The following is a 23,941-nucleotide window of genomic DNA, read 5'->3' on the forward strand; positions in this document are numbered from 1 at the left end:
ATATGTGATAGAAAAGGAGATATAAAAACATGGCTGGATTAAAAGATTTTCCAAAATTCGGAGCTCTTGCAGGGCTTAAGATACTTGACAGCGGATCTAACATTGCCGGACCTTTAGGCGGAGGACTTCTGGCAGAATGCGGAGCAACGGTCATCCATTTTGAAGGACCAAAGAAACCTGACAACCAGAGAGGATGGTACGGCTATCCACAGAATCACCGTAATCAGTTATCCATGGTAGCGGATATCAAATCTGTAGAAGGAAGGAAGATCTTCCTTGATCTGATCAAATGGGCAGATATCTGGGTAGAGTCATCCAAAGGCGGACAGTATGACAGGCTGGGACTTTCCGATGAAGTCATCTGGGAAGTAAATCCTAAGATTGCCATCGTGCACGTATCCGGATACGGACAGACAGGAGACCCATCTTACGTTACACGTGCATCCTATGACGCAGTAGGCCAGGCATTCAGCGGCTATATGTCACTGAACGGAACAACGGAGGCGCTGAAGATCAATCCTTATCTGAGCGATTTCGTATGCGGACTTACCACATGCTGGGCTATGCTTGCCTGCTATGTAAGCACCATTCTTACCGGAAAGGGAGAATCTGTTGATGTTGCACAGTACGAAGCACTGGCACGTATCATGGACGGACGTATGATCCAGTACGCCACAGACGGCGTGAAGATGCCAAGAACCGGCAATAAGGACGCGCAGGCTGCCCTGTTCAGTTTCTACACCTGTAAAGACGGACGTACGATCTTCATCGGAATGACCGGTGCGGAAGTATGTAAGAGAGGATTTCCGATCATCGGACTTCCTGTACCAGGAACCGGAGACCCGGACTTCCCGGAAGGCTTCACAGGCTGGATGATCTATACTCCTGTAGGACAGAGAATGGAAAAGGCTATGGAGAAGTATGTATCTGAGCATACGATGGAAGAAGTAGAAGCGGAGATGCAGGCGCATCAGATTCCATGCCAGAGAGTATACGAGCTGGAAGACTGCCTGAACGATCCTCACTGGAAAGCGCGTGGGACAATCACGGAGTGGGATGACCCGATGATGGGACATATTACAGGCCTTGGACTGATCAACAAGTTCAAGAGAAATCCTTCCGAGATCTGGAGAGGCGCTCCGCTGTTCGGTATGGATAACCGCGATATCCTGAAAGACCTGGGATATGACGATGCAAAGATCGATGAACTCTATGAGCAGGGCATCGTCAATGAATTCGACCTTGACACTACTATCAAACGCTATAGACTGGATGAAGTAATTCCACATATGAGAAAGAAAGAGGAGTAAGAGTATGAGCACCGTAGCCAATCCTAATTATAAGAAAGGTTTTGTCCCCTTTGCAATTGCAGCACTCCTGGTGAGCCTGATCGGCGGTTTTACCGCCGTTCTCGGCCCGGCCTTCGTGGCGGACCAGGGGATTGACTATAATAATACCACATGGATTTCTCTGGCACTGGCGATGTCTTCCGCCGCATGCGCTCCAATCCTTGGAAAACTGGGAGACGTGCTGGGACGCAGGACGACGCTGCTTCTTGGTATCGTGATCTTTGCGGCCGGCAATGTGCTGACAGCCGTAGCCACGTCCCTAATATTCATGCTGGCAGCCCGTTTTATCGTAGGTATCGGAACAGCAGCGATCTCGCCGATCGTTATGGCCTATATCGTAACCGAGTATCCGCAGGAGGAGACAGGAAAGGCCTTTGGCCTTTATATGCTGATCTCCAGCGGCGCCGTTGTGGTGGGACCTACCTGTGGAGGCCTGATCATGAATGCGGCAGGATGGAGAGTCATGATGTGGGTATGCGTCGCTCTGTGCGTGGCTGTATTCATAATCTGTGCATTCTCCATTAAGAAGACTGCATTTGAGAAGAAGAGCATGGCAGGATTTGACAAGCCGGGCGCAGCCCTGGTAGTCGTATTCTTCAGCTTGTTCCTGTGCATCCCATCCTTCGGACAGAACATCGGATGGTCTTCCACAGCATTTATCGCAGCTGCGGCAGTAGCGCTGGTGGCGCTTTTCATCCTGGTAATGGTAGAAAAGAAAGCGAAGAGTCCGATCATGAACGGCAAGTTTATGGCACGCAAGGAATTCGTGCTTCCAGTATTGATCCTGTTCCTTACTCAGGGACTTATGATGGCAAATATGACCAATGTCATCGTGTTCGTGCGCTATACCCAGCCGGACAATGTCATTATATCAAGTTTTGCGATCTCCATCATGTACATAGGAATGTCTTTAGGCTCCGTTATCATTGGACCTGTTGCAGATAAGAAAGAGCCAAAGACGGTTCTGACATTCTCTCTGGTACTGACAGCCATCGGCTGTGCGCTGATGTATCTGTTCAAGGCAGATTCCTCCGTCGCTATCTTTGCGGCATCCTTGGGAATCCTTGGATTTGGCCTTGGGGGAAATGCAACCATCTTCATGAAGGTAGCGCTTTCCGGCCTGTCCAGCGAAGTAGCTGGCTCTGGTACTGGAACCTATGGCCTGTTCAGAGATATCTCGGCACCATTCGGCGTGGCAGTGTTCGTGCCTATGTTTGCCAACGGCGTAACAGCGAATATCGCAAAATATGCGTCAGGCGGCATGGAAGAAGGCGCCGCTACGGTAAAAGCAGCCATCTCATCCATCCAGACGCTGACATTGGTTGAACTTGGATGTATCGTTGTGGGAATCATCCTTGTGAGAATGCTGCCAAGAATCTATCAGAAGAAAGAGGCATAAATAAGTTAAGAAAAGAGGTAATTATAAATGGATATGAAACATTCCAGATTATTTTCGCCGCTTCAGATCGGATCCCTGACACTGTCTAACCGTGTCGGCATGGCTCCCATGAGCATGGACTATGAAGCAGCAGACGGAACTGTGCCTAAGAGGCTGGCGGACGTATTTGTCCGCCGCGCCGAGGGAGGCACAGGCTACGTCATGATCGATGCGGTGACGATAGACAGCAAGTATCCTTATATGGGAAATACAACGGCCCTTGACCGTGATGAACTGGTTCCCCAGTTTAAGGAATTTGCCGACAGAATAAAAGAAGCAGGCAGCACGCTGGTGCCGCAGATCATTCATCCGGGTCCGGAATCCATATGCGGCTACCGGCATATCGCTCCGCTTGGCCCTTCTGCCAACACCAATGCTAACTGCCATGTGAGCAGATCGATCAGTATAGATGAGATCCATGACATTATAAAGCAGTTCGGCCAGGCGGCGCGCCGCGCCGAGGAAGCAGGCTGCGGGGCGATCTCTCTGCACTGCGCGCATGCATATATGCTGCCAGGATCCTTCCTGTCACCACTTCGAAACAAGCGCATGGATGAATATGGCGGAAGCCTTGACAACCGTGCCCGTTTTGTGATCGAGATGATTGAGGAGGCCCGCAGGAATGTGAGCCTTGATTTCCCTATTTTCCTTCGTATCTCCGGAGACGAGAGAATGGTAGGAGGCAACAGCCTTGAAGATATGCTCTACCTGGCGCCGAAGTTCGAGGCTGCTGGCGTAAGCATGCTGGAAATATCCGGCGGAACCCAGTATGAAGGCCTGGAACATATCATTCCTTGCCAGAATAAGAGCAGGGGCGTCAATGTATATGAAGCTTCTGAGATCAAGAAAGTAGTGGGCATTCCGGTTTATGCAGTAGGCAAGATCAACGATATCCGCTATGCGGCAGAGATCGTAGAGCGCGGCCTGGTAGACGGCGTGGCTATGGGACGTCCGCTTCTGGCAGATCCGGATCTTTGCAAGAAGGCAGTAAAAGGTCAGTTTGACGAGATCACTCCTTGCGCAAGCTGCGGAGGAAGCTGCATCAGCCGTTCCGAGGCAGCGCCTGAGTGCCATTGCCATATTAACCCAAGGCTTGGCCGGGAGTATGAATTCCCGGATGTGCCTGCCGGGAAGTCCAAAAAGGTTCTGGTTATCGGCGCAGGCCCTGGAGGAATGATGGCTGCAGTGACAGCTGCGGAACGAGGCCATGATGTTACCGTATGGGAGGCTGATGACAAGATCGGCGGTCAGCTGAACCTGGCAGTAGTGGCTCCGGGCAAGCAGGAGATGACTCAGTGGATGGTGCATCTTAACTATCGTGCGAAGAAAGCAGGCGTGAAGTTTGAATTCAATAAAGAAGCGACGGCAGAAGATGTCAAGGCGCTGGCGCCGGAAGCGGTGATCGTTGCCACAGGCGCGAAACCGCTGGTTCCACCGATTAAAGGAACACAGGATTATCCGGTGCTTACCGCCCATGATTTCCTTCGCGGCAAGTTCGTGATTCCGAAGGGACGCGTCTGCGTGCTGGGAGGAGGCGCTGTTGCCTGCGAGACTGCCGAGACAGTCCTGGAGAATGCACGTCCGAATTCTTATACCAGAGGATACGATGCAAGCATCGGAGATATTGATGTAACGCTTGTGGAGATGCTTCCGCAGCTCCTTACCGGCGTATGCGCCCCAAACCGCGAGCCGCTGATCCGCAAGTTAAAGAGCAAGGGCGTACATATCAACGTCAATACCAAGATCATGGAAGTAACAGACCATGAAGTAAAGGTTCAGAGACAGAATGGAACGCAGGAGTGGCTGGAAGGATTTGACTATGTCCTCTTTGGCCTTGGTTCCAGAAACTACGATCCGCTTTCAGAGACCCTCAAGGAATTCGTTCCGGAAGTACATGTCATCGGTGATGCCGTAAGGGCGCGCCAGGCAAGCTACGCGATGTGGGAAGGATTTGAGAAGGCATACAGCCTGTAAAAGCGGTTAGAGTAAAAAGGAGGCTTAAGAAATGGCAGTGAAGGCAATCTCAGGCAGCGACAAGGATCAGGAACTGATCATTGATACCTTGAAGCATGCCAGAAGGCAGGAGTATACGCCCCAGAGGCTGTGCGAGCTTCAGAAGATCATTGAGACCCAGTATTATTACTGGTGGATCATGGATATGAAGAAAGAAGAATTCTGCCTGGAACTGTTCGATGAAGACTTCCAATACTACTATAATGGCTATCTGGCATCAACTAAGCCAGAAGAACAGGCCAGGACATCCAAATGGGTCAATGCGCCTCTGGCAACGATGCATATGGGCCATCAGCCTCTCGTATGGCTCATGGACGAGAAAAATGCCAGGGGAATCTTCCAGTATGAGGACCACCAGGTCTATCGGGAAAGCGGCGAAGTCGTGGAGACATGGATGGTATACTGTAATGATTTCTGCAAGGATGAAAAAGGAATCTGGCACATCAAGACGATGCGTATGATCAAGCGGCAAGCTGACGGCCGCTACCATGACATCAATCCACCGGAAGGCTGGATGCCAGAAGAGTGGGATACATGTGATTTTTAAAAAAGGAGACAGGATGAATCTTCGGGGAGATATCATCCTGTCTTTTACTATCCTCTTCCATATAATAATGTAAGTTCTTTTAATTCCTCGGCAAGGGAAGGGCTTAAAGCGTCCTTTTTAAAGCGCCAGCTCCAGTTGTCAGAAGCCGTGCCAGGAATGTTCATGCGGGCCGTCGAGCCATAGCCTAGCAGATCCTGCAGCGGAAAGATACTGTAGCGGGCAATGCTCCCAAGGCAGGTGCGGATCAGGCAGCGGCCAATCTGCGGCGCGTCCTTGCAGCAGGTATAGCGTCGCACCTTTTCCTGACAGTCGGGCGGAAGATGCTGGTACCAGCCGGAAGTGGTGTCGTTGTCGTGGGTACCTGTATAGCAGACGCAGTCCGGCGAAGTAAACTGATGCGGAAGATAGCTGCTCTCTAAAGTAGAATCAAAAGCGAACTGAAGCACCTTCATTCCCGGGAAATGGAAATGTTCTCGCAGCGCATTGACCTCATCGGTGATGATGCCCAGATCTTCGGCGATAATAGGAAGATCGTCTCCCAGGGCATTCTGGATGGCGTTAAAGAGTTCATAGCCAGGAGCCTGCACCCATTGCCCGTTGATGGCGGTCTTCTCCCCGTATTCCACCGACCAGTAGGCCTCAAACCCGCGGAAATGATCAATCCGGAGGATATCAAGGACATCCAGCTGGTGCCGGATTCTGGAGATCCACCAGGCAAAGCCTTCTTCCTTATGGGCATCCCAGGCATACAGCGGATTGCCCCACAGCTGTCCCGTGGCAGAGAAGTAATCCGGCGGAACCCCGGCCACCTTGAGGGGATAGCCGTTTGAATCCAGTTGGAAGAGATGCTGGCTGGCCCATACGTCTGCGCTGTCCATGGAAACAAATATGGGGATATCCCCGATAATCCGGATATCCTTTTGATTGGCATATTCTTTCAGGCGCATCCATTCATCAAAGAACAAGAACTGCGTGAATTGGTAGAAGCCAATGGTCTGTGCCAGGCGGCCTCGAAGCCGGTCTTTTATGTCTTCTGTGGGATTGCGGTATTGATCTTCCCATTCCAGCCAGCTGCGCCCTTCGTTTCGTTCCTTGCATGCCATGAACAGAGCATAGTCATTAAGCCAGCAGCCTTGTTCCTGGACAAACCTGGAAAAGCCTTCCTTCAGCTTCTGATTATCATAGTCATCTCTGCAGAATTCCCGATATGCTGCTTCCAGGATATGCTGCTTCCAGGGGATCAGTGTTCCGTAGTCTACGCGCTCGTCGTCGGAAGCAGGGCAGCCCTCCAGATCCTTATCTCCTACAAGCCCCAGACGCTTTAAGCCGGAAGGGCTGATCAAGAGCGGCTGTCCGGCAAAGGCAGAAAAACTCTGGTAAGGCGAGTCTCCATATCCGGTGTGCGTAAGCGGCAGGATCTGCCAGAGATGCTGGCCTGCCGTTGCAAGAAAGTCTACGAATTTGTAGGCCGCCTCTCCAAGATCCCCAATTCCGTAGGGCGATGGCAGCGAAGTCGGATGCAGCAGGATGCCGGAGAGTCTTCTTTTATCTTTCATGAGTTTCCTCCTTCTATACTATTTTCGTACGAATAGACCTCATTATACTACAAATTTGGTATTTTTCCTAGCATTGCTGTGTATGATGTTAAAGAGAATATGCTCTTATGAGGGATTCTATGAAGAAACGATGGGGAATACTGCTGCTGGCCTTTTGTCTTCTTGGCCTGACGGCGTGCGCCGCAGGAAAGTTGGACACGGAGAAGATACGGGATATTGAATTCACGGTTCTTTCCAAAGAGGAGGTGCCGGAAGAATTCATGACACAGATAGAAGAAGAAAAGAGCGGTCAGATGAAGCTAAACTATGGGGACAAAGGATACCTGTACATAGCCAGAGGATACGGAACCAAGAAGACCACCGGCTATAGCGTGGAAGTTTTCCAATGCTATGAGACCGGGAATTCAGTCGTCATAAAGACCGGTCTTCAAGGGCCCGGCAAAAAAGAGGAGATTCTTAAGAAGAAGACCTATCCTTACGTGGTAATAAAGATGGAGTATACAGATAAACAAGTAGTATTTAAGTAGGAGGCGCAGATATGGAATATGTAACAAAGCAGATGCAGACTTACAGGACTGGCAAGACCATCACTGACCAGTTCTACATTGATGACGATTATAATGTACCGGACGCGAAAAGCGATGTGAAAAGAGTCATACTTGGCGAGGGAACGCTGGCGGTTGAAGATATGAAGATTGTGGAAAATTATATCCGGGTGGCCGGCAAGCTGAACTTCAAGGTGCTTTATGTGACGGATGAGGGCGAGACACGCCTGTCCTGTCTGGAGGGACGGATTCCCTTTGAAGAGATGATCTATCTGGAGCAAGATCCGGTGGGAGACCTGTTCATCCAGTCCTCAAGCGTAGATCTGACCGTCACGGCCATTCATTCCCGAAAATTGAATCTTAAGACCCTGGCTGAGATATCCATCTGCTCTGAAGGACGTAAGGAAGCGGAGATCACTACGGACATTGACAGCGATACGCCCCTTTATAAGCGGCATGAGAGCAAGGAACTGCTTCGGGTATTCACCACGAAAAAGGATACATACCGCATTAAGGAAGAGGTTTCCATCAGCGGCACGAAGGAGAATATCGGCACGCTTTTGTGGACGGAGGTCAACAGCAGGAAGCTGGATACGAGGCTTGAGGCGGACGAACTGAAACTACAGGGCGAACTGCTGCTTTTCTGCTTCTATGAGTCTCTGGATGGCAAGACGGACTGGATTGAACAGACAATTCCATATGAAGGACGTATAGAATGCTATGGAGTACAGGATAATATGTATCACCAGATATATCCAGAACTTACGGATGTGAACATCGACGTGCGTATGGATGAGGATGGAGAAATGCGCCTGATCGGAGTAGAGGCGACCCTGGAAGTACGGCTGATCATATATGAAGAAGAACAGGTTGATATCCTTTCGGACATCTATTCCTTGGAGCAGGCGTGCACTCCAAGAGTGAAAGAAGAGTGGATGGAGCAGCTTCTGTTGCAGAACCACTCTAAATGCAAGGTGACAGAGCAGCTCTCCCTCCCGGAGATTAAAGATGATATCCTGCAGATCTGCCACAGCAGCGCCCGGATCCAGATCGAGCGGACGGAACCAGCGGACAATGGAATTCAGATCGAAGGCGTGCTGCACATCAGTTTTCTGTATGTAAAGGCGGATGATACCATACCGTTTGATACATGGCAGGGAATGATACCATTTTCCTATCTGCTTGAGGGCAACGAGGCTTCCGCGGATATGGTCTATGGGCTGACTTCTGCGGTGGAGCAGCTCTCCATAGGGCTTCTGGGCAGCGATGAGATTGAGATCAAGGCTGTGCTTGCATTCAACAGCTTCCTGAAGAAGCCGGTTCGAATCATGAATATTGAGGAAGTGGAGTTTGCGCCCATTGATATGGAAGAGGTGGAAAGAAGGCCTGGAATTACCGGCTACATCGTGAGAGAAGGCGATGCGCTGTGGGATCTTGCCAAGAGATATAGCACCACGGTAGAAGGAATCATGGAGGTAAACGGACTGGAAAAAGATGAGATAAAACCAGGGGATAAGATATTGATTTTTAAGGAGAATATGAGTATACTGTAGGTACACTGTATACAAGATACAAGGAGAAAACATATGGATAAGCTGGACTTAAAAGCACTGGGAAAGATAAATCTGGGACTGGATGTATTGGGAAAGAGAGAGAATGGCTACCATGACGTACGAATGGTAATGCAGACAGTGTATCTCTATGACCAGATTCGCATTGAGAAGAGGAAGGAGCCGGGAATCAGCCTGTCCACCAACCTGTTCTACCTGCCGGTAAATGAGAATAATCTGGCTTACCGGGCAGCCAGCCTGCTGATGGAGGAGTTCCACATCAAAGAGGGCGTAAAGATCACCCTGGATAAGCATATTCCAGTGGCTGCCGGGATGGCTGGAGGAAGTTCCAATGCAGCGGCAGTCTTATTTGGGATAAACCGTATGTTTTCACTTGGACTGTCACAGAAAGACCTGATGGAACGCGCAGTGTCGCTGGGAGCCGACGTGCCTTACTGTATCATGAGGGGAACCGTGCTGGCAGAAGGAATCGGAGAGATTCTGACGCCCCTTCCAAATATGCCCAAATGCCATGTCCTGCTCTCCAAGCCGCCGATCAGCGTATCTACCAAGCTGGTCTATGAGAAACTGGATTCTTATGACAGTATCGAACATCCGGACATTGATGGAATCATAAAGGGGCTAAAAGATGGGGATATTAAGAAGGTAGCCTCCAGCATGGGCAATGTGCTGGAAAATGTAACCATAGAGGAACATCCGGTCATCGAAGAGATTAAGAACGTGATGCGCAAAGAAGGCGCGCTAAATGCCATGATGAGCGGAAGCGGCCCTACCGTATTCGGGCTGTTCGAAGACAAGAAGAGGGCCAAGAAGGCTGCCGCGAGGATAAAGGAGTTACAATTGGCGAAGCAGGCGTACGTGACCGGCGTACATAATGCAAGGAGGAAATAAATGATGGAACCGAACTTTAAAGTGAATATGAATGAGTACCTGCCTTTACGGGACGTGGTGTTCAATACGCTTCGCCAGGCGATCCTGCGAGGCGAGTTAAAGCCGGGCGAGAGGCTTATGGAGATCCAACTTGCCAATAAGCTGGGAGTAAGCCGTACGCCGATTAGGGAGGCCATCCGCAAGCTGGAACTGGAAGGCCTTGTCCTGATGATTCCAAGAAAAGGGGCCGAGGTAGCTGAGATTACGGAGAAGAGTCTAAGAGACGTCCTGGAAGTGCGAAGAGCGCTGGAAGAACTGGCCGTACAGCTGGCGTGCGAGAAGATTACCAAAGAAGAGATACGCGAGTTGGAACGCGTGGCAAAGGAGTTCCAGCAGGTGGTAAATAGCAGTGATATTACCGAGATTGCGGAAGTGGACGTATGTTTCCACGATATTATCTATACAGCAACGGATAACCAGAAGCTGATCCAGCTTCTTAACAACCTGCGTGAGCAGATGTATCGCTACCGGGTAGAGTATCTGAAGCGGGACGGCGTGTTTCCCCAGCTCATTGCCGAGCATGAGGCGATCATCCGTCATATCGAGAATAACGAGAAAGAGAAGGCCACGGAGGTCATGTGCAGGCATATTGACAACCAGGTAGAGACGGTGATCGACGTGATCCGGGCAAAACATAGCTAGCAGTTGAATAAAAGGCCTTTCATATGTCAAGACTCCTAATAACAGTGAAGGAGGTACGTTACATATGGAAGGAAAGAAAAATTATTTGGAAAGATATAGAATCAGACAGATCATCTGTGTTATACTTGGAATCTGCATTGCCCTGGCCGCAACGCTGCTTCTTACCGCAAGCCGCATGAAGCAGGTGGACGCGAAGGTCGCTCGTACCCAGGAGTCGCTGGCGAAGGAAGTGTTTCGCTTCCATGTGCTGGCCAACAGCGACAGCGACGAGGATCAGGCAGTGAAACTGAAGGTGCGGGACGCAGTCATTACTTATATGAAGGAAAGCATGGATGAAGAGATAGAAGGAAGTACGGATGCAAAGGATACGAAGGAGTGGGCCAAGGCACATCTGGAGGAACTGGAACAGGTAGCCGACAGCGTGATCGCAAGGGAAGGATACTCCTATCAGGCGGAGGCGGAAGTGACCACCTGTTATTTCCCGGATAAGCGTTACGGAGACATCCTGTTTCCGCAAGGAGATTACGAGGCGCTCAGGATCAAACTTGGAAAGGCCAAAGGCCATAACTGGTGGTGCGTCCTGTATCCCAACCTGTGCTTTACCAATTCTACCTGTGCCGTAGTCAGCGATGATGGGAAAGAAGAACTGAAAGAAGCGCTGACGGCAGAGGAATACGAGATGGTTACCGCTACCTCGGACTTTAAGATAAAATGGTTCTTCTTCGGAGAGGATTCCGAAGAGGATTAGGAGAAACATGGAGGCAGTTTTCATGACTGAATTTTTAGTTAGACATTTTGTTAAGAATCACGAAGACGTTGAAAAGGTGTCTGTCCGCACCGCCTATGGAGTATTGGCGAGCGTGGTGGGCATCTTTTGCAACGTTCTTTTGTTTGTGGTCAAGGGGGCTGTAGGATTCTTCCTGCACAGCGTCTCTGTCATGGCAGATGCGTTCAATAATCTGTCAGATGCCGGCTCTTCCATCGTAGGGCTTGTGGGGGTAAGGATGGCCAGCAAGCCGGCGGATGAGGAGCATCCTTTTGGCCATGGAAGGATTGAATATATAGCGGCGCTTGTGGTATCCTTCCTGGTACTGCAGGTTGGATTTACATTTTTTAAAGATTCCATCCGCAAGATACAGAACCCGGAAGAGTTAAAATTCCAGGCAGTATCCGTCATCATACTGGTTCTGTCCATTGGCGTGAAACTGTGGATGGGCATGTTTAATAAGAAGCTTGGGAAGAAGATTGATTCCAAAGTGATGATGGCTACGGCTACGGATGCCATGGGAGACGTGGTGACGACGACCGCCACCATCGCGTCCGTTTTATTTTTTAAGATTACGGGAATCAATATTGACGGAATCGTAGGAATCGGCGTATCCTTGGTGGTAATGTGGGCCGGAATCGGCATTGCCAAAGATACTTTGGAGCCGCTGATTGGCGAGGCAGTGGCTCCGGAAGAGTATGTGAGGATCAGCAGATTCGTGGAAAAGTATGAAGGGATCGTGGGGAGTCATGACCTGATCGTGCACAATTACGGGCCGGGCAGGAGCATGGCATCCATCCATGCGGAGGTACCCAATGACGTGGACATCGAAGTTTCCCACGAGATCATAGACCGGATCGAGCGGGATGCGGCCAAGCGTCTGGGAATATTCCTGGTAATACATATGGATCCGGTGGAGACGAAGGACGCGCATGTGCTGGAGGTGCGGCATCAGGTGGAGCAGATATTGGATGCAGTGGACTTCCGCGTATCCATCCATGATTTCCGCATGGTGGACGGAAAAGAGCAGATCAATCTGATCTTTGACATGGTGGTGCCCTTTGAGTACAGTACGCAGAAACAGAATGAACTGAAGATGACGCTTCGGAAGCTGCTTCAGATGGCAGATAAAAGATACCAGTGCGTTATCACCATTGAAAGGAGTTATGTAGCAAGTGCAAAGGGATAATCAATATACTTTTAAAAGCAGGGTAAGATTCAGCGAAGTAGATCACACCAAACGGATCACGCTTCCGGGGATCGTAAACTATTTCCAGGACTGCAGCACCTTTCAGTCGGAAGAACTGGGCCTTGGAGTAGACCACTTCGCAAAATATAAAAGGGCGTGGATCCTGTCTGCCTGGCAGGTCGTGATCGACAGATACCCCTCCCTGGGGGAAGAGATCAGCGTCAGTACCTGGGCTACCGAATTCAACGGCCTCTATGGGCTTCGTAACTTCTGTATGGAAGATGAAGGGCGGCAGATGACTGCCTGCGCCAACTCGGTATGGGTCTATATGGATATAGAGAAGGGAAGGCCGGCAAAGCCGGGAGAAGACGAGACGAAGGCATACGGAGAAGGGGAGCCCCTGAAGATGGAGTATGCGCCCAGGAAGATCGCGCTTGCGAAGGATGCAGAGCCTATGGATGCATTTCCGGTAAGGAAATATCATATAGATACCAATGAACATGTCAACAACTGCCAGTATGTGCAGATGGCTTTGGAAGTACTGAAAGAACGGATGGAAGTACGGCAGCTGCGGGTAGAATATAAGAGATCGGCCGTATATGGGGATGTCATCTATCCCCGGACAGCGTATGAAAAAGACCGGACGGTAGTGGAACTGTGCGATGAAGCAGGAAAGCCCTACGCAGTCGTAGAACTAAAGTAGAGGCAAGGGATTAAGAAGGAGGAAAGCATGACATTAGAAGAAGGATTAGGAACAAAGAAGACGCTTATGGTGGTAAAAGAAGTGGAATTCGGCGTGTACCTGGGGAACAGCCAGGAGAAGGTACTTCTGCCGAAAAAGCAGGTGCCGGAAGGCGTGGAGGTGGGAGATCCAATCGAAGTATTCCTGTATAAGGATTCTTCGGACAGGCTGATTGCCACCACCAACGAGCCAAAGATCATGCTGGGAGAGCTGGCAGTACTTAACGTCGCTGCGACGGGCGGGATTGGCGCATTTCTGGACTGGGGGCTGGAGAAGGATCTGCTGCTTCCCTTCCGGGAGCAGACGGCGCCGCTTAAGAAGGGGGACCAGATCCTGGTAGCCCTATATATCGACAAGTCGCAAAGACTGTGCGCCACCATGAAGGTCTACGAAAGGCTGCGTACGGATTCTCCTTATAAAGTGGATGACCAGGTGGAAGGAATCATCTATGAGTTAAGCGATAATTTCGGCGTATTCGTGGCAGTGGACAATCTCTATTCCGCATTGATACCTAAGAGGGAAGCCTTTGGGAAGCTCAGAGTGGGAGACAGAGTAAAAGCAAGGGTTGTGAAAGTAAAAGAGGACGGAAAATTAGACCTCAGCGTGAGGGAGAAGGCTTTTCTCCAGATGGATGTGGATGCGGACTTGATTATGAAGCGGATGGAGGAATATGGCGGAAGCCTTCCTTTTACCGATAAGGCTGACCCGGAATTGATCAAGAAGGAGTTTGATTTAAGCAAGAACGCGTTCAAGCGCGCAATTGGCCGCCTTTTAAAAGAAGGAAAGATAGAAATTGGTGAAAAAAGCATTGAAATCCGTAACAAATAGTTTATAATAAGGGGCGAAGGATTGAAAATTGGAAAGGAGATTGGTAGAAGATGAAAGTACAGAACATCACAGACGTAGATAAATTTTTTAAGGTAGTTGACCAGTGCAAAGGCAGGGTCGAGTTAGTAACAGGCGAGGGCGACAGGCTGAACTTAAAGTCCAAACTGTCCCAGTACGTGTCTATGGCGAATATTTTCTCTAATGGAGAGATTCCGGAGTTAGAGATTATTGCATATGAGAAGGAAGATATTGACAAACTGGTGAACTTTATGATCAACGGCCAGTAACAGGCCGGGGCTTGACGATGATATAAGCAGATAGCAGAAATGATTACTGCCAATGGAGGATTATCCATTGGCAGTTTTTTTGTCCGGTTTTTAGATTCACGTGTAAGAAAAAGGAACTTCCCCAAAACAAGGTTTTTTGGTATAGTATAAAAATACAGGACAGTCAACGATGTTTACAGATAGAAAGTGGGAAGGGATATGAGTTTTGCACATCTTCACGTTCATACAGAGTACAGTCTGCTGGACGGTTCCAACAAAATTAAAGAATGTGTTTCCAGAGTCAAGGAACTGGGAATGGACAGCGTAGCGATCACGGATCATGGCGTCATGTTCGGCGTTATTGATTTTTACAGGGCTGCCAAGGCCGTCGGCATAAAGCCGATCCTGGGCTGCGAAGTCTATGTGGCGCCAGGCTCCAGGTTTGATAAAGAAGCAGTAGGAAGCGGGGACAACAGGTATTACCATCTGGTTCTTCTTGCGGAGACTGATCTGGGCTATCACAATCTGATGAAGATCGTATCCCGGGGATTTACCGAGGGATATTATTATAAGCCTCGTGTGGATATGGAGATCCTTAAGGAGTTCCACCAAGGCATCATTGCCCTCAGCGCCTGTCTCGCGGGAGAGGTACAGAAGAATATTGTCCGCGGGATGTATGAAGAGGGAAAAGCAGCGGCATTAAGATATCAGGAGATATTCGGGGAGGGAAATTTCTTCCTGGAATTGCAGGATCACGGGATCCAGGAACAAAAATTGGTGAACCAGTCGCTGCTTAGGATGGCAAAGGAGACGCAGATTGGACTGGTGGCCACCAATGACGTCCACTATACTTACGCGGAGGATGAGAAGGCCCATGATATCCTCCTGTGCATCCAGACCGGCAAGAAGGTGGCGGATGAAGACCGTATGCGCTATGAGGGCGGCCAGTACTATATCAAGTCGGAAGAAGAAATGAAAACACTCTTCCCTTATGCCCTGGAGGCCCTTGAGAATACGCAGAAGATTGCGGACCGCTGCAATGTAGAGATTGAATTCGGCGTGACCAAACTGCCGAAATACGATGTCCCGGAAGGCTATACTTCCTGGGAATATCTGAATAAATTATGCTATGACGGATTAAAGGAGCGTTATCCGGACGGGGAGGGATCCTTGAAAGAGCGGCTGGAGTACGAATTGTCCGTAATCAAGTCCATGGGATATGTGGATTATTTCCTGATCGTGTGGGACTTTATCAAATATGCCAGGGATCATGACATCATGGTAGGTCCGGGAAGGGGGTCGGCGGCGGGCAGCATCGTATCGTATACCCTTGGAATTACCAGTATCGACCCAATTAAGTACCAGCTGCTGTTTGAGCGTTTCCTGAATCCGGAACGCGTATCCATGCCCGATATTGACGTGGACTTCTGCTTCGAGCGCAGGCAGGAGGTCATCGACTATGTTGTGGAAAAATACGGATCCGACCGGGTGGTACAGATCGTCACCTTTGGTACTATGGCTGCCAGAGGCGTTATAAGGGACGTAGGAAGGGTTATGGATCTGCCTTACGCATTCGTGGACGGTATTGCGAAAATGGTGCCTACAGAGTTGAATATTACGCTTGAGCGGGCACTGACGGTTAACCCGGAATTTAAAAGAATGTACCAGGAGGACGAGCAGGTCAGGGAATTGATTGATATGTCTAAGAGGCTGGAAGGACTTCCCAGGCATACATCCATGCATGCGGCCGGGGTAGTCATCAGCCAGAAGGCGATCGATGAGTATGTGCCCCTGTCTTTGGGATCTGACGGCTCTGTCACCACCCAGTTTACCATGACTACGCTGGAAGAACTGGGGCTGCTTAAGATGGACTTCCTGGGGCTTCGGACGCTGACCGTGATTCAGGATGCGGTCAAGCTGGCAAGCCGGTCCTCTGGCAAAGACATTAATATGGAACAGATCGACTATAATGATAAGGCAGTGCTGGACTCCATAGGAACAGGGCGTACGGATGGCATATTCCAGCTGGAAAGCGGCGGGATGAAGAGTTTCATGAAGGAACTAAAGCCGCAGAACCTGGAGGATATCATTGCCGGCATCTCCTTATACCGTCCGGGCCCGATGGATTTCATACCGCAGTATATCAAGGGCAAGAACCATATGGATAACATCACTTATGACTGCCCCCAGCTGGAGCCGATTCTTGCCCCTACCTATGGCTGCATCGTCTACCAGGAGCAGGTCATGCAGATTGTGCGGGATCTGGCAGGATACACGCTGGGACGAAGCGACCTGCTGCGGCGCGCCATGTCCAAGAAAAAGGGCGATGTCATGAAGAAGGAGCGCCAGAGTTTCGTGTACGGCAATGAGGCCGAAGGGGTTCCCGGCTGCATCGCCAATGGAATTGATGAAAAGACTGCCAATAAGATCTATGATGAGATGATTGATTTCGCCAAATATGCTTTTAATAAATCCCATGCGGCCGCCTATGCGGTGGTATCCTATCAGACGGCATGGCTGAAGTATTACTATCCGGTGGAGTTCATGGCGGCTCTTATGACATCCGTCATTGAAAATCCGGGGAAAGTATCAGAATATATCTATACCTGCCGCCAGATGGGAATTGAGATCCTGCCCCCAGACATTAACAAGGGAGAGGGAAGCTTCTCCGTAGATAACGGCAATATTCGCTATGGACTGGCCGCCATCAAGAGCATCGGCAAGCCGGTCATCCAGGCGATATTGACAGAACGGGAGGCCAGAGGGGAATTCAAGAATATGAAGGATTTCATCGAACGTCTCTCTGGAAAAGAGGTCAACAAGCGTACGATCGAAAGTTTTATCAAGTCAGGCGCATTTGACAGCCTGGGTGGGACCAGGAAGCAGTTTATGGTCATCTACGTGCAGATTCTGGATCAGGTTAACCAGGAAAGGAAATATTCCATGACCGGACAGATGTCTCTGTTCGATATGGTGGATGAGGATCAGAAGGCAGAGTTTGACATACCGCTTCCAGATGTGGGAGAGTACGAGAAGGAGACGAAGCTGGCATTTGAAAAAGAAGTGCTGGGCGTGTATCTTAGCGGCCATCCCATGGAAGAATATGAAGAGAAGTGGCGAAAGAGCATATCCAAGACTACCCTGGATTTCCAGCTGGTAGAAGATACCGGGCACACCAAGGTTTCAGACGGCGCCAGGGAAATTATTGGAGGAATGATCACCGATAAGACCATCAAATATACGAAGAATAATAAAGTAATGGCATTTGTGACCTTGGAAGACATGTTGGGGTCGGTCGAAGTGGTGGTATTTCCAAAGGATTATGAGAAGAATCAGCAGTACCTGAATGAGGACAGCAAAGTATTCATTAAGGGTCGGGTATCCGAGGAAGACGATGCCCCCAGCAAGCTGATCTGCGAGTCGGTGATTCCCTTTGAGCAGACGAAGCGGGAAATATGGCTTCAGTATGGCAGCAAAGAAGAATATCTGGCGGAAGAAGCACAGCTTCTGGATCTGATCAAGGACTCTGACGGGCAGGATGCGGTGGTCATCTACTGTCGGAAAGAGAAGGCGGTAAAACGACTCGGGGCCGGTCGGAGCGTAAGCGCGGATGCCCGTCTGTTAAGCAGATTGACGAATTATCTGGGGGAATCTTGTGTAAAAGTTATAGAAAAACCCATTGAAAACATTCGTTAATTCATGTACAATGTAGCACGAGGATAGTAAGGAATTAAGAAGAACGCTAATACAATGGAGGAATTAAGATGGCAGAGAAAATAATTCGTACGATAGGCGTATTGACAAGCGGTGGGGACGCGCCGGGAATGAATGCGGCAATTCGTGCGGTAGTCAGGACGGCATTAGGAAAAGGACTGAAAGTAAGAGGCATCAGGAGAGGATACCAGGGCCTTTTGAATGAAGAGATTATTGACCTGTCAGCCAGAGATGTATCCGACACCATCCAGCGCGGCGGCACGATCCTTCAGACAGCGCGCTGCGACGAGATGCGCACAGAAGAAGGACAGCAGAAGGCGGCGGCTATCTGTAAGAAATATGGAATTGACGGGCTTGTAGTAATCGGAGGAGACGGTTCCTTTAAGGGTGCCCAGAAACTGGCAAACCTGGGAATCAATACAATTGGCTTGCCGGGAACCATCGATCTTGACATTGCCTGTACAGAATATACGATTGGATTTGACACGGCAGTGAATACGGCAATGGAAGCGATTGACAAGGTACGCGACACCTCTACTTCCCATGAAAGATGCTCAATCATCGAGGTTATGGGAAGAGATGCCGGATATCTGGCACTGTGGTGCGGCATTGCCAACGGTGCGGAGCGTATCCTGATGCCGGAAGAGCATGACTATAACGAAGAGGCAATCGTTGCTGACATTCAGGAATGCCGGAAGCGTGGAAAGAAGAACTATATCATCATCAATGCAGAAGGCATTGGCGATTCCATGAACATGGCGAAGAGAATCGAAGAGGCGACGGGCATGGAGACAAGGGCAACAGTGCTTGGACACATGCAGCGAGGCGGAAGCCCTACCTGCAAGGACAGAGTCTATGCATCCATCATGGGAGCGCTGGCGGTGGATCTGCTTGAACAAGGAAAGACGAACCGCGTGGTGGGATACAAGCATGGAGAATACGTTGATTTTGACATCGACGAGGCACTGGGCATGCAGAAAGGAATTCCGGCATACCAGTATGAGATAGCAAAGGAACTTGCATTATAGGAACTCTATGAGGCAAGAAAAAGGCATTGGATGAAGAAAAATCCAATGCCTTTTTAAATATACAGGAACACCCATAAACCCGCTTTGGGGAAATTACTCTTGAAAACAGCAGGGATTGACGTTACAATGAGTATTACGAATGGTTTTAAAGGAGATAATAATTGTGGAGAATAATAGAGAAAATACAGCGCCGGTAGGAGTGTTTGACTCTGGCGTGGGAGGGCTGACGGTAGCGCGGGAAATCATGCGCCAGCTTCCTATGGAGAATGTGGTGTATTTTGGAGATACGGCAAGAGTTCCCTATGGAAGCAAGTCCAGAGATAATATTATCCGGTTCTCCAGGCAGATTATTCGCTTCCTGGAGACGAAGAATGTTAAGGCAATCGTGATTGCCTGCAATACGGCAAGCGCCCTTGCGCTCGACACGGTGCAGAAGGAGACGGATGTACCGGTGATCGGAGTGATAGGGCCGGGAGCCAGAGCAGCTGTCAAGGAGACAAGGAACGGCCAGATTGGCGTGGTGGGGACGGAGGCGACCATACAGAGCGAGACTTATACCAAAGTGATACATAGCCTGAATCCGGAAGCATCCGTTATCGGAAAGCCATGCCCGCTTTTCGTGCCGCTTGTGGAAGAGGGGTTTGCAAAGCACAAGATTACGGAAGAGGCCATTGATTTCTATCTGTCGGATATGAAGTCAACGCAGATTGACACGATGATTCTGGGATGTACCCACTATCCACTGCTTCGCTCCAAGATCATGGCTTACTTCGGAGAAGAGATCCATATCGTGAATCCCGCCTATGAGACAGCTATGGACCTGAAGGCCGCGCTGAATGACTGCGGCATTGCCAATCAGTCAGGCATACCCGCGACCTATGAGTTCTATGTAAGCGACGCCGCCCAGAAGTTTACGAAGTTCGCCAATTCCATCCTGCCATATGATGTAGCGACGACGAAGCAGATTAACATTGAGGAATACTAGGAGAGCCTATGACAAAGGATGTATTACTTAGCATATCCGGCCTACATTACGATGTGGCCGGAGTAACGGAAGAAGATGAGAATGAGCCGATCGAAGTTATTACGCCTGCGGCGTATTACTTCAAGAACGGCAAGCATTATGTGATCTATGACGAAGTGGTGGAAGGGATGCCCGGTACGATTAAGAATAAGATCCGCATTGCCGAGGACGGCAAACTGGAAATCATGAAAAGCGGGCTTGCCAACACCCATATGGTCTTTGAAAAAGGCAAGATCAATATGACGGAGTATGAGACGCCATACGGAGAACTTCTGGTGGGAATCCATACAAAGGAAATGACGGTAAAGTCGGAGGAAAAAATCATAGATGTCCATGTGAATTACGAATTGGATGTCAATGGAGAGATGGTGGCAGACTGCAATATCGAGATGAATATAAAAGCATTGGACCGGTAAGATCCAATGCTTTTTATGTGGCTTGTCCTTATTTGTTTCTTAATCTTGCGAAGAAGCCTTTCTTCTTCTGAGGAGTCTCTAATGGCCCTCTTAATCCTTTGACCGCGGTAATATAAATACCGCTTACGGTAGCCTTTACTTCCTTCTTGACGGGAATCAATGGGAATACCTGAGCATCGCACATCAATGTCATTACCTTCGGGCCTACCTTAGCCTTTACTACAGGAACTTTAGAGCGGCGCAGATACTTTGGCGTACCTTCTACGACAATACTTGGGAACCCGGCTTCCTTAAGCCTCATCTTGCCTTTATCAATGATAAGCATGGACACGGTCTGTGCGACGGCAGCCAGCTGCTCCTGCTGTTCGGCCTGCTTTTTCTCTGCTCTTTTTCCTAAGAAATACAATACGATGCAAGCAATGATTAAAACGACTAAAATAACAAGCAATACAATCGTTAACGTCTTCACGGCGAACCTCCTAAAAATCTATTTTACACGAACTACATTGTACCATTCTTTGAACGCAAGTGCAAGAGATTTGAGATTTTGGGGTTACTTTTCCGGCAAGAAACGGTATAATAGATAAAATAACGAGATTTTTAAGGAGAGTAGCATGCTTCATACTGTGACGGAGGGAATTGGAACCGTATACTGGTGGATACTTGACCATCTGTTTCTTATTAACATCATATTTGCGCTGCTGATCATATTTTTTCAGCGGAGGAATCCTACGACGGTGTGGGCGTGGCTTTTGCTGCTTTACTTTATACCGGTGCTGGGATTTGTGCTGTATCTGGTGCTGGGGCAGAATTTCCGCAAGGACCGGATGTTCAAGATGAAGGAGATTGAAGGAGAGATCAAATATGCTGTCCGGCGGCAGGAGGAATCTATCTATCGTAAGAAATTAAGGCTTCGGGATCCCGAGCTTGAGCGGTTCAAAAGCCTGATCTTATATAACCTGAACGAAGGAGAAGCAGTACTGACGGATAATAACGATATCAGAATTTATACAGATGGACGGGAGAAGTTTAATGCACTGCTTACGGAGATGGAGCATGCGAGAAACTACATCCATCTGCAATACTATATTATCCGTAATGATGAACTGTGGCAGGAGATAGAAGAAGTCCTGGTCAGGAAGGCGAGGCAGGGAGTCGAAGTCCGGGTGCTGTTTGACAGCATGGGATGTAGAGGGATGCGTAACTCGGTCTGGATGCGCCTTGAGAAAGCAGGCATCGAGGTGGCGGAATTCTTTCCGGCGATCTTCGGCCAGCTCCAGTTACGCGTGAATTACCGGAACCACAGGAAGATCGTGGTTATAGATGGAAGAATCGGGTTCGTGGGCGGATTCAATATTGGAAGAGAGTATGTGGGGAAGGATAAGAAGTTCGGATACTGGCGGGATACTCACATCTGCATCGAAGGCTCGGCAGTCACTTCCCTGGCAGTACGGTTTGTGCTGGACTGGAATTACGCGGCTAAGGAAAATCTGTTTCTGGAGGATCGGATTTTTGAGATTCCTACGTATATCCGGAACGGGCGCGACCCTATTCAGATCATATCAAGCGGCCCGGATTCCAGAAGCCAGGAGATTCGTGACAATTATCTGAGACTGATTCATATGGCAAGGAAAAGCATCTACATTCAGACTCCGTATTTCATACCGGATGATGATATTGCGGATGCCCTGGTAATTGCAGCCAAGTCTGGAATCGACGTGCGCATCATGATTCCCTGCAAGCCAGATCATCCGTTCGTATACTGGGCAACCTACTCTTATCTGGGCGAGATGATCGAGGCAGGAGCAAGATGCTACACTTATGACAATGGATTCCTCCATGCCAAGTGCATGTGCGTGGATGGACTGGTCAGCTGCATGGGAACTGCCAATATGGACATCCGCAGCTTCAGCCTGAATTTTGAAGTCAATGCGGTGATCTACAGCGCCAGGACGACGGAAAAGCTGATGGAGGCATTTGAGAACGATATTACCAAGAGCACTCTGGTGACAAGAAAGAAGTATGAGCAGCGCAATCTGCTCATTCGAATCAAAGAACAGTTCTGCAGGCTGCTCTCCCCTGTGCTGTAACCGGCAGGGCAGATTCTTAATAAAGAGTGAAATATGTGTGAAAATGCTTTGAAAGTTCTGTTAAATGTGCTATAACATAATAGTGTGATTTAACGGAAAGTATAATAAGAGGTGTAAAATGAAGAAGAAAATTGTAGTGCTATTAACAGGAATACTTGCCGCATCCATGATGCTGGCAGGCTGCGAAGGGAGCAAGGGACTGGAGACAGACAGCCTGAATATATCCCAATATAAAGGAGTAGAAGTTGATCAAGTCAGCAAGCCGGACGAGATTACGGATAAAGACGTGGAAGATGCAATCCAGGCAACGCTTCAGACCAATGCAACCACTAATGATATCACAGACCGGGCGGTGAAGTCCGGGGACACGGTGAATATTGACTTCGTAGGAAAGATTGACGGAGTAGAATTTGAAGGCGGATCGGGAACAGACTACCCTCTGACCATAGGTTCCGGCCAGTTTATTGAGGGATTTGAGGACAGCGTTGTGGACCATAACATCGGAGATACCTATGACTGGGAGGGCAAGTTCCCGGATAATTACAATAAAACGGAATATGCAGGGAAGCCGGTAGTATTTACCATTACGGTGAAGTCCATCAGCGAGCAGGTGGTGCCGGAACTGAACGATGAGTTTGTAAAGACGGTTTCTGAGAAATCAAAGAATGTAAAAGAGTATAAGAAGGAAGTAAAAAAGCAGCTGGAAGATGATGCCCAGACCACTTACAAGGATACGCTAACCCAGAAGGTATGGCAAAAAGTTTTGGACAACACGAAGGTGAAGAAGTATCCGAAGAAAAAGGTAAAAGAAATCTCTGATTCCCTGGTCGAGCAGTATAAAACGGCAGCGGAGTATTATCAGACAGATTACGAGACATTCCTTAAGGAGCAGATGGGAAGTTCAGTAGAAGATTTCGAGGCCCAGGTGGACGAAGCAGCCAAATCAAGTGTCAAGCAGCAGCTGGTGACGGATGCCATCGCGGACAAAGAAAAGATCAAAATGGATGATAAAGAGTACGAGAAGCAGTTGAAGAAGATTGCGGACGCGTACGGATATGAAGATATCAAAGCAGTTAAGGAAGCAGCATCCGAGGAAGATCTAAAAGAGATTGCACTGAATAACATGGTGAAAGAATGGCTGACAGAGCACTGCGTGCAGGTTGCTTCAAAATAAGCCGCTGGTAGTTTCAGGAAGTAAAGACATATAAAGACCCCTTGCATAGAATAAAGAAATCGGCTATGCAAGGGTTTTTTGCGAGGAGAAAGGGCTTTCCTATAGAACAAAAC

At 49.1% G+C, this 23,941-nt stretch carries 21 protein-coding genes; 19 read left to right on the forward strand and 2 right to left on the reverse strand.

All coding sequences use genetic code 11. From position 1 onward, the window contains the following. Nucleotides 1-29 precede the first annotated feature (29 nt). The 4 genes from baiF to HDCHBGLK_RS07250 are packed head-to-tail and all read left to right on the forward strand — an operon-like array spanning nt 30 to nt 5,347. A complete protein-coding gene (baiF, locus tag HDCHBGLK_RS07235) occupies nt 30-1,310 on the forward strand; it encodes a bile acid CoA-transferase BaiF (RefSeq protein WP_004607861.1) in 1,281 nt (426 codons plus the stop codon). A 4-nt stretch (nt 1,311-1,314) separates the two neighbouring features. After that, entirely contained in the window at nt 1,315-2,748 is a 1,434-nt protein-coding gene (locus HDCHBGLK_RS07240) for an MFS transporter (RefSeq protein ID WP_004607860.1), read from the forward strand. A gap of 27 nt (nt 2,749-2,775) precedes the next feature. Continuing rightward, on the forward strand, nt 2,776-4,761 hold the full coding sequence (gene baiH / locus HDCHBGLK_RS07245; RefSeq protein ID WP_004607859.1) for a 7-beta-dihydroxy-3-oxo-5-beta-cholanoyl-CoA 4-oxidoreductase BaiH: 1,986 nt from the start codon (nt 2,776-2,778) through the stop codon (nt 4,759-4,761). A gap of 31 nt (nt 4,762-4,792) precedes the next feature. Beyond that, nucleotides 4,793-5,347: a nuclear transport factor 2 family protein gene (locus HDCHBGLK_RS07250; RefSeq protein ID WP_004607858.1), complete on the forward strand. Its 555-nt coding sequence runs from the start codon at nt 4,793-4,795 to the stop codon at nt 5,345-5,347. 47 nt (nt 5,348-5,394) lie between these two features. Here the strand turns inward: HDCHBGLK_RS07250 and malQ are convergent, their stop codons facing one another. Continuing rightward, on the reverse strand, nt 5,395-6,903 hold the full coding sequence (gene malQ, locus HDCHBGLK_RS07255; protein ID WP_004607857.1) for a 4-alpha-glucanotransferase: 1,509 nt from the start codon (nt 6,901-6,903) through the stop codon (nt 5,395-5,397). A gap of 119 nt (nt 6,904-7,022) precedes the next feature. Between malQ and HDCHBGLK_RS07260 the strand changes: the two genes are divergently transcribed. The 13 genes from HDCHBGLK_RS07260 to HDCHBGLK_RS07320 all read left to right on the forward strand — a co-directional run bounded on the left by HDCHBGLK_RS07260 (nt 7,023) and on the right by HDCHBGLK_RS07320 (nt 20,564). Next, nucleotides 7,023-7,430, forward strand: coding sequence for a protease complex subunit PrcB family protein (locus tag HDCHBGLK_RS07260; RefSeq protein ID WP_009247900.1), 408 nt, complete (start codon nt 7,023-7,025; stop codon nt 7,428-7,430). Between the two features lie 11 nt (nt 7,431-7,441). Then, on the forward strand, nt 7,442-9,001 hold the full coding sequence (locus HDCHBGLK_RS07265; protein ID WP_004607855.1) for a DUF3794 and LysM peptidoglycan-binding domain-containing protein: 1,560 nt from the start codon (nt 7,442-7,444) through the stop codon (nt 8,999-9,001). Nucleotides 9,002-9,034: 33 nt separating this feature from the next. Beyond that, on the forward strand, nt 9,035-9,910 hold the full coding sequence (gene ispE / locus HDCHBGLK_RS07270) for a 4-(cytidine 5'-diphospho)-2-C-methyl-D-erythritol kinase (protein ID WP_004607854.1): 876 nt from the start codon (nt 9,035-9,037) through the stop codon (nt 9,908-9,910). A gap of 3 nt (nt 9,911-9,913) precedes the next feature. Further along, nucleotides 9,914-10,591, forward strand: coding sequence for a GntR family transcriptional regulator (locus HDCHBGLK_RS07275; RefSeq protein WP_039909911.1), 678 nt, complete (start codon nt 9,914-9,916; stop codon nt 10,589-10,591). Between the two features lie 64 nt (nt 10,592-10,655). Continuing rightward, nucleotides 10,656-11,339 carry a stage II sporulation protein R gene (gene spoIIR, locus HDCHBGLK_RS07280; RefSeq protein ID WP_004607852.1) on the forward strand — a complete coding sequence of 228 codons (684 nt, stop codon included), beginning with the start codon at nt 10,656-10,658 and terminating at the stop codon, nt 11,337-11,339. A 22-nt stretch (nt 11,340-11,361) separates the two neighbouring features. After that, nucleotides 11,362-12,546, forward strand: a complete 1,185-nt coding sequence (locus HDCHBGLK_RS07285) for a cation diffusion facilitator family transporter (RefSeq protein ID WP_009247898.1) — start codon at nt 11,362-11,364, stop codon at nt 12,544-12,546. After that, nucleotides 12,533-13,249 (forward strand): acyl-[acyl-carrier-protein] thioesterase, encoded by a 717-nt coding sequence (locus HDCHBGLK_RS07290; RefSeq protein WP_004607850.1) that lies wholly within the window; start codon nt 12,533-12,535, stop codon nt 13,247-13,249. Before HDCHBGLK_RS07285 ends, HDCHBGLK_RS07290 begins: the two co-directional genes overlap by 14 nt. A 27-nt stretch (nt 13,250-13,276) precedes the next feature. Continuing rightward, a complete protein-coding gene (locus tag HDCHBGLK_RS07295) occupies nt 13,277-14,116 on the forward strand; it encodes a CvfB family protein (protein WP_004607849.1) in 840 nt (279 codons plus the stop codon). Nucleotides 14,117-14,166: 50 nt separating this feature from the next. After that, nucleotides 14,167-14,403: a hypothetical protein gene (locus HDCHBGLK_RS07300; protein ID WP_004607848.1), complete on the forward strand. Its 237-nt coding sequence runs from the start codon at nt 14,167-14,169 to the stop codon at nt 14,401-14,403. A gap of 198 nt (nt 14,404-14,601) precedes the next feature. After that, the gene (locus HDCHBGLK_RS07305; RefSeq protein WP_004607846.1) at nt 14,602-18,078 is read left to right on the forward strand and encodes a DNA polymerase III subunit alpha; all 3,477 of its coding nucleotides are present in this window, start codon (nt 14,602-14,604) and stop codon (nt 18,076-18,078) included. A gap of 68 nt (nt 18,079-18,146) precedes the next feature. Further along, nucleotides 18,147-19,124, forward strand: a complete 978-nt coding sequence (gene pfkA, locus HDCHBGLK_RS07310; protein WP_004607845.1) for a 6-phosphofructokinase — start codon at nt 18,147-18,149, stop codon at nt 19,122-19,124. 139 nt (nt 19,125-19,263) lie between these two features. Beyond that, nucleotides 19,264-20,109, forward strand: coding sequence for a glutamate racemase (gene murI, locus HDCHBGLK_RS07315; RefSeq protein ID WP_004607844.1), 846 nt, complete (start codon nt 19,264-19,266; stop codon nt 20,107-20,109). An 8-nt stretch (nt 20,110-20,117) separates the two neighbouring features. Continuing rightward, a complete protein-coding gene (locus HDCHBGLK_RS07320; protein WP_004607843.1) occupies nt 20,118-20,564 on the forward strand; it encodes a DUF1934 domain-containing protein in 447 nt (148 codons plus the stop codon). 28 nt (nt 20,565-20,592) lie between these two features. Here the strand turns inward: HDCHBGLK_RS07320 and HDCHBGLK_RS07325 are convergent, their stop codons facing one another. Continuing rightward, nucleotides 20,593-21,033: a hypothetical protein gene (locus tag HDCHBGLK_RS07325; protein ID WP_004607842.1), complete on the reverse strand. Its 441-nt coding sequence runs from the start codon at nt 21,031-21,033 to the stop codon at nt 20,593-20,595. Nucleotides 21,034-21,178: 145 nt separating this feature from the next. Between HDCHBGLK_RS07325 and cls the strand changes: the two genes are divergently transcribed. Then, entirely contained in the window at nt 21,179-22,654 is a 1,476-nt protein-coding gene (gene cls, locus HDCHBGLK_RS07330; RefSeq protein WP_004607841.1) for a cardiolipin synthase, read from the forward strand. A 118-nt stretch (nt 22,655-22,772) separates the two neighbouring features. Further along, nucleotides 22,773-23,828, forward strand: a complete 1,056-nt coding sequence (gene tig / locus HDCHBGLK_RS07335; RefSeq protein WP_004607840.1) for a trigger factor — start codon at nt 22,773-22,775, stop codon at nt 23,826-23,828. Nucleotides 23,829-23,941: the final 113 nt, after the last annotated feature.

Origin of the sequence: [Clostridium] scindens ATCC 35704, assembly GCF_004295125.1 — a bacterium.
Classification (GTDB): Bacteria; Bacillota; Clostridia; order Lachnospirales; family Lachnospiraceae; genus Clostridium_AP; species Clostridium_AP scindens.

Coding starts and splice junctions, on each gene's coding strand:
- baiF (WP_004607861.1), top strand. CDS start 30: ATGGCTGGATTAAAAGATTTTCCAAAATTCGGAGCTCTTGCAGGGCTT.
- HDCHBGLK_RS07240 (WP_004607860.1), top strand. CDS start 1,315: ATGAGCACCGTAGCCAATCCTAATTATAAGAAAGGTTTTGTCCCCTTT.
- baiH (WP_004607859.1), top strand. CDS start 2,776: ATGGATATGAAACATTCCAGATTATTTTCGCCGCTTCAGATCGGATCC.
- HDCHBGLK_RS07250 (WP_004607858.1), top strand. CDS start 4,793: ATGGCAGTGAAGGCAATCTCAGGCAGCGACAAGGATCAGGAACTGATC.
- malQ (WP_004607857.1), bottom strand. CDS start 6,903: ATGAAAGATAAAAGAAGACTCTCCGGCATCCTGCTGCATCCGACTTCG.
- HDCHBGLK_RS07260 (WP_009247900.1), top strand. CDS start 7,023: ATGAAGAAACGATGGGGAATACTGCTGCTGGCCTTTTGTCTTCTTGGC.
- HDCHBGLK_RS07265 (WP_004607855.1), top strand. CDS start 7,442: ATGGAATATGTAACAAAGCAGATGCAGACTTACAGGACTGGCAAGACC.
- ispE (WP_004607854.1), top strand. CDS start 9,035: ATGGATAAGCTGGACTTAAAAGCACTGGGAAAGATAAATCTGGGACTG.
- HDCHBGLK_RS07275 (WP_039909911.1), top strand. CDS start 9,914: ATGGAACCGAACTTTAAAGTGAATATGAATGAGTACCTGCCTTTACGG.
- spoIIR (WP_004607852.1), top strand. CDS start 10,656: ATGGAAGGAAAGAAAAATTATTTGGAAAGATATAGAATCAGACAGATC.
- HDCHBGLK_RS07285 (WP_009247898.1), top strand. CDS start 11,362: ATGACTGAATTTTTAGTTAGACATTTTGTTAAGAATCACGAAGACGTT.
- HDCHBGLK_RS07295 (WP_004607849.1), top strand. CDS start 13,277: ATGACATTAGAAGAAGGATTAGGAACAAAGAAGACGCTTATGGTGGTA.
- HDCHBGLK_RS07300 (WP_004607848.1), top strand. CDS start 14,167: ATGAAAGTACAGAACATCACAGACGTAGATAAATTTTTTAAGGTAGTT.
- HDCHBGLK_RS07305 (WP_004607846.1), top strand. CDS start 14,602: ATGAGTTTTGCACATCTTCACGTTCATACAGAGTACAGTCTGCTGGAC.
- pfkA (WP_004607845.1), top strand. CDS start 18,147: ATGGCAGAGAAAATAATTCGTACGATAGGCGTATTGACAAGCGGTGGG.
- murI (WP_004607844.1), top strand. CDS start 19,264: ATGGTTTTAAAGGAGATAATAATTGTGGAGAATAATAGAGAAAATACA.
- HDCHBGLK_RS07320 (WP_004607843.1), top strand. CDS start 20,118: ATGACAAAGGATGTATTACTTAGCATATCCGGCCTACATTACGATGTG.
- cls (WP_004607841.1), top strand. CDS start 21,179: ATGCTTCATACTGTGACGGAGGGAATTGGAACCGTATACTGGTGGATA.
- tig (WP_004607840.1), top strand. CDS start 22,773: ATGAAGAAGAAAATTGTAGTGCTATTAACAGGAATACTTGCCGCATCC.